Origin of the sequence: Acinetobacter sp. ANC 5045, assembly GCF_004331005.1 — a bacterium.
In the GTDB taxonomy this organism is placed as follows: domain Bacteria; phylum Pseudomonadota; class Gammaproteobacteria; order Pseudomonadales; family Moraxellaceae; genus Acinetobacter; species Acinetobacter towneri.
Genome location: NZ_SJNS01000031.1, coordinates 1 through 10596 on the forward strand (window position 1 = coordinate 1; position 10596 = coordinate 10596).

Genomic DNA, 10596 nt, shown 5'->3' on the forward strand with positions numbered 1-10596 from the left:
GATGGCCGAAAGATCAATTACAGCCTCTTCGATAAATTAAGTCAGCTGAATCAGCGAGAGATTGTTGAGAATAAACGGTTGGGTGCTGTTCTGAATCATATCCAACAACAGCATGAAGAACTGGAACAACAAAACAAACGCAATCGTTCTCAAAAGATGCCAAGCAGACGTGCACAGAAAATAGCAATCAAAGAACGAAATCTAAATCCTGTGCTTGACTTGGAATTGTCCATATAGGACATTTCTATTTGGTTATTAGGTAGGACATTTCTACTTAGGAATAACATGTAAAAAACCAGCGCCGAAGCGCTGGTTTTTAACATTACTAACTTAGGTTAGTTTTGCATCAACTTATTGAGCTGCATCAAGAGCAGCATTGAATGTTGCGCTTGGACGCATTACTGCATTCACTTTAGCTTGATCTACTGCGTAGTAACCACCGATATCAACCGATTTACCTTGTACTTCCGCAAGTTCAGCAACAATTTTGTCTTCGTTTGCAGCTAAAGCTTGTGCAAGTGGTGCAAACTTCGCTTTCAACTCAGCATCTTCATCTTGAGCAGCAAGTGCTTCTGCCCAGAATTTTGCCAAGTAGAAGTGGCTGCCACGGTTGTCCAGTTCGCCAGTACGACGTGATGGAGACTTGTCGTTATCAAGTAATTTGCTGGTCGCTTGATCAAGAGTTGATGCAAGTAATTTCGCACGAGTATTATCTTCTTTAATACCCATTTCTTCTAAAGAAGCAGCAAGCGCAAGGAACTCACCTAATGAATCCCAACGTAAGTGGTTTTCTTCAACAAGTTGTTGTACGTGTTTAGGCGCAGAACCACCCGCACCAGTTTCGTACATACCACCACCCGCCATTAACGGAACGATAGATAACATTTTCGCAGAAGTACCAAGCTCCATAATTGGGAACAAGTCAGTGAGGTAGTCACGTAAGATGTTACCTGTTACAGAAATGGTGTCTAAACCACGCGCAACACGCTCAAGTGTATAACGCATCGCACGAACTTGTGACATGATTTGAATATCTAAACCAGTCGTGTCGTGATCTTTTAAGTATTTTTGAACTTTCTTGATCACTTCGTTTTCGTGTGGACGGTACGGGTCTAACCAGAAAATTGCTGGCATACCAGAGTTACGTGCACGTGTTACTGCAAGTTTAACCCAGTCGCGAATAGGTGCATCTTTCACCTGACACATACGCCAGATGTCGCCTTCTTCTACGTTTTGAGTCATCAACACTTCACCCGTGTCAATGTCGGTGATGTTTGCAACACCTGCAGCAGGAACTTCAAAAGTCTTGTCGTGTGAGCCGTATTCTTCAGCTTTTTGCGCCATCAAACCTACGTTTGGCACAGTACCCATCGTACGTGGGTCGAAGTTACCATTCCACTTACAGAAATTGATCATTTCTTGGTAAATACGCGCGAAAGTAGATTCAGGCATTACTGCTTTACAGTCGTAAGGTTTACCGTCAGCACCCCACATTTTACCGCCACCACGAATCATTGCAGGCATAGAAGCATCTACAATTACGTCGTTTGGAGAGTGGAAGTTGGTGATGCCTTTTGCAGAATCCACCATTGCAAGTGCAGGGCGGTGTTCTTGGCATGCGTGTAAATCTTCGATGATTTCTTCACGTAAAGAAGTTGGTAAGGTTTCGATCTTTTCATAAAGACCTGCCATACCGTTGTTGACGTTAATGCCAAGTTCTTCAAACAATTTACCGTGTTTTTCAAACGCTTCTTTATAGTAAATTTTCACACAGTGACCGAATACAATCGGGTGTGAAACTTTCATCATGGTCGCTTTTACGTGTAAAGAGAACAAAATGCCTGCTTCTTTACAATCATCCAATTCTTTTTCATAGAAGTCGCAAAGCGCTTTCTTGCTCATGAACATAGAATCGATGATTTCGCCGTCAAGTAACGCTACTTTTTCTTTCAGTACAATGGTTTCACCAGATTGAGTGATGAGTTCCATTTTTACGTTACGTGCGCGGTCAAGCGTCATCGATTTTTCGCCATGGTAGAAGTCGCCTTCATCCATGTGTGAAACGTGAGTTTGTGACCATTGCTTCCATTCACCCATAGAGTGCGGGTGTTTTTTCGCATAGTTTTTCACTGCAGCAGGTGCACGACGGTCAGAGTTACCTTCACGTAATACAGGGTTTACTGCTGAGCCTAAGCATTTGCCAAAACGAGCGCGTAAAGCTTTCTCTTCTGCAGTATTTTCATTTTCAGGATAGTCAGGAATTGCATAGCCTTTTGCTTGTAATTCCTTGATACATGCAACTAACTGAGCAACTGAAGCACTGATGTTTGGAAGTTTGATGATATTGGTATCTGGATCTTGCGTGAGACGTCCAAGCTCTGCGAGGTTGTCGGCTACCTTCTGTTCTTCGCTTAGGTATTCCGAGAATTCAGAGAGTACGCGTGCTGCTACAGAGATATCACTCTTGACTATCTCGATGCCAGCAGGCTTAGTAAAGGTCTCAATGATCGGCAGTAGAGAGTAGGTCGCCAACAATGGCGCCTCATCGGTCAGTGTGTAAATGATTTTTGACTTTCCACCAGCCATATATAGCCCCTTGCTTTGATTGAGTTTTTTAGGAGCGAGATGATGACTCAGCCCCTGCGAACCGATTTGCCTAATTTAACCTTGAGAGTATCGACTCTCTATGCATTTCAGTCAACGTAATTACAGTGATGACGCCATTTCGCTACGAAATGATGTGTCGCATTTGTGCGAATCAAGACACGGTTTAATGTAAAAACGAGCCTATTTAAACCTAAAAATCGCCTTGAGTATTTAGTGTTGAAATACTAATCAAATCGTATGATGAAGATATGACATCAAAAATATATGTATATTTTATTATAAATTAACCAGTTGAGGGTTCGACTTAAGTCGAATGTTTGATAAATAACCGATGAAAATGATAGGTGGATATATTTATTCTATTTATTTTATATTTTTATCAATATGTTGCTTCTATTTTTTACAGTGTGATGCAATGTAAACTCTTGTATAGAAGTTGAGATTTTCTTCAAAAACGGAGGGAAATCTACAGATAAAAAGCCTGATTTATATTTTAAAAGTTTAGATCTATTTTTATGGTCCAAATTTTACAAAAATAAGCGTATTTTTTAGCGGGTTTGTAGCACCGTTTGATCCATCAAAAATCATAATCAAGCGTGAGCTAAACCCTTGTTAATCCATAGATGAAAAAATCAAGTAGTAAAGAAGAAATGCCGAGTTTTTACGCAGTTTTTTAAATTAGTTTGAAAGCTTGTGTTTTGTGTTAAAGTTTGTAGGTTAACTCTGGATTCAGTGGATGAGTTTTGTAGATAAAATAATTCATAGTGCGCAGCACACTTTAATCAACGAGGCAAAAATGAAAATACAGTTGCTGGAAATTGGTCCTGAAACGGAGCAACTCAGTGCTTGCACACTCTCGTTATTATTGGGTGTACATACGCCAAGTAACCAAATTGATGGTTTTTTGAAGTTTGCCCGTCAAATGCTGCAAGTCGATCATGCCATTTTGACTTTTAAAAATGAGCCGTACATCTGGTATTCCACCAATCAAGTTTTTAAAGCCTTTCGTGCCAACCCAAACGCACGGTTAGACGCTTTCTTTCAAGGTCAGCAACTGATTGAACCTCAACATCCTCAATATGCAAATTTTGTGCAGCACATCGCAAGTTTGGGGATAGAAGCCGCGCGCCTAATCGCACTGGATTTACTCAAAACCGATGGCGAGTCGATTGGGCAGTTGTTGTTATTTGATCATCGTGAAGAAGCGTTTAGTTTAGGTGCTTTGCCGACAGTGGCGGAGTTTGCTGCAGGTTTGGTGCGTTATATTGAATTAAAAGTTGATTATGCAAGCTTAAAAGAACTGTATGAACAGCAGTCTGCATTGAATTTTAGTAAAACCAAATTTTTCCAAATTATTGCGCATGATTTGCGCGCGCCATTTCATGGCTTATTGGGGTTTTCGGAAGTTTTAGCGCAAGAGCGCGAAACTTTGGATGATTCTAGTATTCAAAATATTGCCGACTATTTATTCGACACAGCACAATCGACCTATAACTTGCTAGAAAGTTTATTGAATTGGGCGATGGCAGAGGGTGGACGCTTTGTGTATCACCCAATTAATTTTGAGTTAAAGCAATCGACCAAAATTGTTTGCGATGTGTTGAAAAGTTTGGCAATCAAGAAAAATATTGAACTGATTGATCAAGTTGAAGAAGGCATTAAAGTTTATGCCGACATCAATATGATTACCTCGGTGATTCAAAATTTGGTGTCGAATGCGCTGAAATTTACCTTTACCGATGGCACAGGCAAAGTCATTTTACGTGCAGAGCAAACAGAAACCAGTGTGGATATTTATATTCAAGATACGGGTTTGGGCATGACTGCACAACAACTCGAAACGCTGTTCGAGCCTAAACTTACTGTTAGTTTTAAAGGCACTGCAGGTGAAAAGGGTATTGGTTTAGGTTTGGTGTTGTGTAAGCGTTTTGTCGATTTGAACCACGGGCAAATTGTGGTGGAATCGAAAGAAGGTGTGGGAACGACTTTTAAAGTCAGTTTGCCAATTGCGACCAGTAGCCATCAAGTATTAAGTAAAGAAGCGTTATTATCTGAGAAAACTTAATTTCAAAGTTTATATACAAAGCAAGCAAAAGCCTGTGGATGTTTAAAATCATCCACAGGCTTTTTTTTATCGTGATCAATTTAGATCAACTCTTGCATTATTGAATGTTTTGAATCGGACTACCACCCAACGCTTGCAATAAAGTCACATAGGCGTTGTATTGGTTTTGCTTGGTCTGCAATAAACTTAAACGTGCATTGCGGGTGGTTTCTTGTGCATCTAGCAGGTTTTTTAAGGCAATCGCACCATGCCGATAACGCACCTCAGTTAAGCGTTCAGTTTTCTCTGCCAGTGCTAAATTGCGGCTTTGCAGCGCGACTTGTTGATTCAGCGCGGTTCGTGCTGACAGTGCATTTTCGACATCGGCAAAGGCTTTATATAAAGTTTGTCGATATTGCACAATGGCTTTTTCATATTCCAAAGCATTCACTTTTAGATCGCGCTGCATATCATTCCATTGCAAAAATGGCAGGGTTAAACCTGCACCTAAAGTGGCAATTGGGTTTTTTAGGGCATCGCTTAAAGAGGTATGCGCGCCTGTACCGACACCTGTACTGAGTGTGCCTGTAAGACTGATGGATGGGTAATAACTGGCTCGATTGGCATCTTTATTGGCCAAGGCTTTACGTAAACGTAATTCGGCTGCACGTAAGTCGGGACGACGTGACAGCAGTTCTGCAGGTAAGCCAGCAGTAATATTCGGTAAACGAACAGCGGCTAAACTCTGTGGTTCATTGATATTCAACATTTGCACAGGTTGATGCAGTAAAACTGCCAAGGCGGTGCGTGTTTCAACTTTTTGCTGTGCAATTTGGCTCAAGGTTGATTTTTGACTTTGCAGGGCTTGTTCGGCTTGGTTTAAATCCAATCCTGAAACTGCACCCGCGCGATATTGCGCACTGACCAATTGATACGTTTTTTGCGTACTGGCAAGGTTTTGTTGTGCGACAACATAGCGTTCATTTAAATAACCCAATTGCCAATATAAATTGGCAGTGGTTGCAATCAGGCTTTGTGCGGTGGCTTGTAAGTCTTGTTCGGTGGCTAAGGCTTCCCAACGTGCAGCTTCAGTCTGATTGGCAAGTTTACCGAATAAGTCCAATTCATAGCTCAGTCCAGGATAATTCAGCGAAATCCCACGCGCTGTATCACCATTGCCCTCTAAACTAAATTGATGCCCTGTAGAAATACCTGCATTGCCAATCCGGACACCTTGCTGACTTTGGCTTTGTTTGGCTTGTAATCTGGCTTGTTGTAAATTCAGTCCTGCAACCGCGAGGTCACTGTTACGCGCCAAGACTTGTTCAACCAATTGATTTAAAGCAGCATCGTGAAAGAGTGTCCACCAACGGTCTGTATTTAGTTGTGCAAGGACTTGCTGGCTTTTTTGCTGCTGCTCAAACTGTTGAGGAATATTTGCAGCAGGTGCCTGATAAGGTGTTTTGACTACGGCTGCACAACCCACTAAGCTGCTGCCAAGAAAAAGCGCAGTGACGAGTTGGCTGAATTGTCGTGACTTCTGGTTAAATCGCATCATCATTCCTTACTCTAATTCCTTATTCTCTAGATAGCGCATCGACAGGGTTCAGTTGGGCAGCATTACGTGCAGGAATAAAACCGAACACAATTCCAATCAGGCTTGAACAGACAAAAGCGGCTACAATCGAGGTGGTGGAGTACGCCATTTGAAAGGTTCCACCTGCCACATGATTAATCAATTGCCCAATTCCGAGTGCGAGCAAGACGCCAAGTACACCGCCTAAAATACACACTAAAATGGCTTCAATTAAAAATTGCTGCAAAATATCGCTTTGTCGTGCGCCGACTGCCATGCGTACCCCAATTTCTTGGGTGCGTTCTGTGACAGAGACCAACATGATGTTCATTACGCCAATTCCACCGACCACCAGTGAAATCACTGCAATAGCAGAAACCAGTAAGGTCATGGTGGCGGTAGTTTGTTGGATGGTTTCACGGATACTGTCGGCATTTTGAGTAAATACATCCTGCGCACCATGACGCTGTACCAACAGACTTAGGATGGCATTTTCTGCTGCAGCACTTGGATATTCATCTTTGACTCGTACAATAATGCTGCGCACATGGCTTTGGCCAAGCATGCGGCTCATTACCGTAGAGTAGGGCAAATACACATTTAAGCTGTCGGCATTGCCCATCATGCTTTTTTGTTCTTCGACCACGCCAATAATACGGCTGGGTACGCTGCCCAATAAAATTACTTGCCCGACAGGGTTGCTGCCATCACTAAAAAATGTATTTTTGGTGTTGTGATCAATCACCACATCTTGCGCTTGTTCCAGCACGCTGTGTTTGTCAAAAGGCTGACCCGACTGGAAGTTCATGCCGCGCACATAGAAAAAGTCTTCGCTCACACCATTGACTGTGGCAGAAGCCTCGGTGTCTTTAAAACGTACTGTGACGTTGCTATTGACCGATGGGCTGACCCCATCCACATAAGGTTGTTCTGCCAAAGCATCGGCATCGGCAGGAATTAGGGTTTTAAGCTGAGATGAGCGCGAGGTATCACCAAAACCACGCCCTTGAAACACGGTGATGGTATTGGTGCCTAAACTGCTGATGTTTTCTAAAATTTGTTTCTGTGAACCATTGCCCAGTGCCACAACAGATACAACCGAAGCGATCCCGATAATAATCCCGAGCATGGTTAAAAAGGTGCGCATGCGATGTGCATTCATCGCCAGTAGCGCCATGCGGAAGGCTTCACCTAAACGATCAAATACAGAACGCCAAGCTGAAGTTCTTTTTTGTGGCGGATGTTGCAAGGTTTGTTGGGTAATATCATCTTGATCGGCAGGTGTGTTGGGCTGATCAGAAATAATAAGCCCATCACTGATTTCAATAATCCGTGTGGCATTTTTAGCGACATTATGGTCATGTGTGACCAAGATGATGGTGTGACCTTTGGTATTTAGCTCACGCAAAATCCGCATCACTTCAATACCGCTATTCTTGTCGAGTGCACCTGTGGGTTCATCGGCAAGAATCACATCGCCACCATTCATCAAGGCACGTGCAATGGATACACGTTGTTGTTGCCCACCTGAAAGCTGACTTGGGCGGTTTTGGGTTTTATCGGCTAGACCTAAGTCACTGAGCAGCGCAGTCGCGCGTGCTTGTCGTTCTTCAACATCGGCACCTGCATAAATTGCAGGCACTTCGACGTTGCCTGCAGCGCTTAAATCGCCTAATAAATGATAGCGTTGGAAAATAAAACCAAAATATTCACGACGCAACTGTGCCAGTTCATCGGCTTCAAGTTGTCGGGTTTCGCGTCCTTTGACTTTGTAGCTGCCTGTGGTGGGTTGATCCAGACAGCCCAAAATATTCATGAGAGTGGATTTTCCCGAACCCGACTGACCTACAATCGCAACCAATTCACCTGGGTAAATCTTCAGATCAATGCCTTTGAGAATCTGCACTGTAGATTCACCCGCAGGGAATTCACGGGTCAGATTGGTGACCTCTAACAGAGGTTGTGACTGACTCATCTTACATTCTCACTGATGGGCCAACACGACCACCACGCTTCGCCGCATCGTTTGAGGTATCGGAGCCATCGGCAATAATGACTTGATCGCCCAGTTTTAAGCCACGAATGACTTGTACTGTTGCACGGTTATTTAAGCCAAGCAATACCGATTGAGGTCGAGCTGAGCCATCGGCTTGCAGTACACGTACCATGCCTAAAGAGGCTTTACCTTGATCAATCAAGGCTTTTTCATTGGCAGTCAATTCCAAACGGGCAGGGCGTTTGGCAGAACTGGCATCGGTATTGTCGCGCTCAGCACGTGCGTTGCTGTCAGAATTATTGCTGTTGCCACGACTGCGTGAACGGTTTGCACCTTGCACCGCAGCAGCAGGAATGGTCAGCACATTGCGCGCTTCTGCCAAAACAATGGACACTTGTGCGGTCATATTGATGCGTAGCTTGCCGTCTTCATTTGGTACGTCAAATAAAGCGTTGTAGTACACGGCAGAACTTGAAGATGATGAGGTGTTGTTATTGCTTTCGGTATTGATGGATTTGGGTGCAGGTTCTACCTGACGTAAAGTAGCGTAATGTTTTTTCTCACTGTTGCCCAAGGTGGTGAAATAGACCGTTTGTCCCTCTTCGACCTTCATTACATCCGCTTCAGAAATTTCTGCTTTTACAGTCATGGTGTCAAGTTTGGCTAATTTAACAATCGTGGGCGCACTTTGATTGGCGTTCACGGTTTGACCTTCTTCGGTCACAATTGCGACGACAGTGCCATCCATTGGGGCAAGAATACGGGTATAACCTAAATTTTCTTTAGACGTGTCTAAAGTTAGGCGTGACTGTTCAATTTGAGCGTTAATGGCAGCAATTTCTGCTTGTGAAGTTTTATAGTTGGCTAAGGCAGTTTCAAGTTCGGCACGTGAGGTCGCATCTTGCGCATACATGGCTTGTTGACGCTGATATTCTGCTGCGACTTTGGCGAGATTGGCTTGTCGAACCGCCAATTGTGCCTGTTGGTTTTTAATACTGGCCTGCGCTGTTTTAAACTCATTTTCCTGTCGTACGGAGTCAATTTGGGCAATCAACTGTCCTTGTTTGACTTGATCGCCTAACTGAACATACATTTTTTTGACTTGACCTGAAACTTGCGCACCAACACTGACCATTTTGGTGGCTTCAAGTACGCCTGTTGCCAACACCGCACTTTCAATATCTCCACGGCTCACTTCGGCAGTAATGTATTGCGGTTGTTGTTCTTTGGGTTTTAAAAAATACCAAGCGGCAAATGCCAGCATCAGCGCAATGATAATTCCCGCAATAAGTTTGGTCGATTTTATTTTTGGCATGAGTCAAAAAACAGAAAAAGAAATTAAAAGGATTATAGAAGTGAAATAAGGATAAATCGTGAATTTTTTGAAGAAACTGCAAATGAGAATTATTTATTAGTGGTTTGAGCTAGATTTAATACAGTCTGAGTACGGTATTACATCCATAAAAAAAGTGAAAATAGCATCTGTTAACGAGGTGGGGTAGTTTGTTTCATCTCTATGATAATTTTATGAATTTTTATGATAAATGCTGAAAAATACAACTATGGTCTAAGTTGCTTAAAAAACCTTATTTTCTATATGGATTTAAAAATTAAAAGCGGCTAGTATCAAATTCCATAAAATAATTATGGATTTAATCATTAGGATAATACGGCATCGGGACGATGCAATAAAACACGACTTTAAGCAAAAAATCTGAGGGGTAAATCATGGAATGGAGTGAGAAATTTAATATTGGAATTGATGTGATTGACAATCAACATCGACAAATTCTGGACTATATTAATGCGCTGGAAAAAATACGAGCGACAGGTGCGCGGGAGCAAATCAAAGAAGTCTTGGATGACTTGATTGACTATACGCAATCGCATTTTAGCTTTGAAGAAAACTTGTTGTCACAGGTCAATTATCAATACTTACCATCGCATCGCGGTATTCACGAACTCTTTGTGAAGCGTTTGAATGATTGCCGTCAACGTTTTGCCAATGGCGAATCGGTAGAACATGACTTGTATCGTTTATTGTCTAAATGGTTGATTAACCATATTCAGCATGATGATCAGGATTATGTCGATGCGGTACGCGACAATATGCTGCATTATTTGCGTTCACAGGGTAAGCGTCCGCTGAACCCCATGCCTATTTTTTAATTTGAGTTGGATTTCCAGCGATGTGGCAGTAATTCTTCTATTTGGGTCGCTTTATGCGTCGGCAGCCTTTTCAGCACATCACTTAAATAGGCATACGGATCCAAGCCATTCAGCTTTGCTGACTGGATTAAAGTCATGATATTCGCCGCTCGCTGGCCGCTGCGCAGCGAGCCAGCAAACAGCCAGTTCTTGCGCCCTAAGGCC

General features: G+C 42.8%; 7 protein-coding genes and 1 pseudogene. 3 read left to right on the forward strand and 5 right to left on the reverse strand.

Features of this window, described 5'->3' with window-relative positions:
- Positions 1-237, forward strand: a pseudogene (locus E0H79_RS14605) (ISNCY family transposase); the annotation flags it as partial.
- 114 nt (positions 238-351) lie between these two features.
- On the opposite strand, the gene E0H79_RS14610 reads toward E0H79_RS14605, so the two are convergent.
- The gene (locus E0H79_RS14610; RefSeq protein ID WP_131262019.1) at positions 352-2586 is read right to left on the reverse strand and encodes an NADP-dependent isocitrate dehydrogenase; all 2235 of its coding nucleotides are present in this window, start codon (positions 2584-2586) and stop codon (positions 352-354) included.
- An 817-nt stretch (positions 2587-3403) separates the two neighbouring features.
- On the opposite strand from E0H79_RS14610, the gene E0H79_RS14615 reads away from it, so the two are divergent.
- Positions 3404-4672: a sensor histidine kinase gene (locus tag E0H79_RS14615; protein WP_004974961.1), complete on the forward strand. Its 1269-nt coding sequence runs from the start codon at positions 3404-3406 to the stop codon at positions 4670-4672.
- Positions 4673-4769: 97 nt separating this feature from the next.
- On the opposite strand, the gene E0H79_RS14620 is transcribed toward E0H79_RS14615, so the two are convergent.
- The 3 genes from E0H79_RS14620 to E0H79_RS14630 are packed head-to-tail and all read right to left on the reverse strand — an operon-like array spanning position 4770 to position 9538.
- The gene (locus tag E0H79_RS14620) at positions 4770-6206 is read right to left on the reverse strand and encodes an efflux transporter outer membrane subunit (RefSeq protein WP_131262023.1); all 1437 of its coding nucleotides are present in this window, start codon (positions 6204-6206) and stop codon (positions 4770-4772) included.
- A 22-nt stretch (positions 6207-6228) separates the two neighbouring features.
- Positions 6229-8202, reverse strand: coding sequence for a MacB family efflux pump subunit (locus tag E0H79_RS14625; RefSeq protein ID WP_104852515.1), 1974 nt, complete (start codon positions 8200-8202; stop codon positions 6229-6231).
- 1 nt (position 8203) lies between these two features.
- Complete coding sequence (locus E0H79_RS14630) at positions 8204-9538, reverse strand: efflux RND transporter periplasmic adaptor subunit (RefSeq protein WP_131262020.1); 1335 nt, start codon at positions 9536-9538, stop codon at positions 8204-8206.
- A 413-nt stretch (positions 9539-9951) separates the two neighbouring features.
- Between E0H79_RS14630 and E0H79_RS14635 the strand changes: the two genes are divergently transcribed.
- Entirely contained in the window at positions 9952-10392 is a 441-nt protein-coding gene (locus E0H79_RS14635; protein WP_131262021.1) for a bacteriohemerythrin, read from the forward strand.
- On the opposite strand, the gene E0H79_RS14640 is transcribed toward E0H79_RS14635, so the two are convergent.
- The coding region (locus tag E0H79_RS14640; RefSeq protein WP_131262022.1) for a transposase domain-containing protein at positions 10389-10596 on the reverse strand (208 nt) is incomplete at its 5' end. The genes E0H79_RS14635 and E0H79_RS14640 overlap by 4 nt on opposite strands.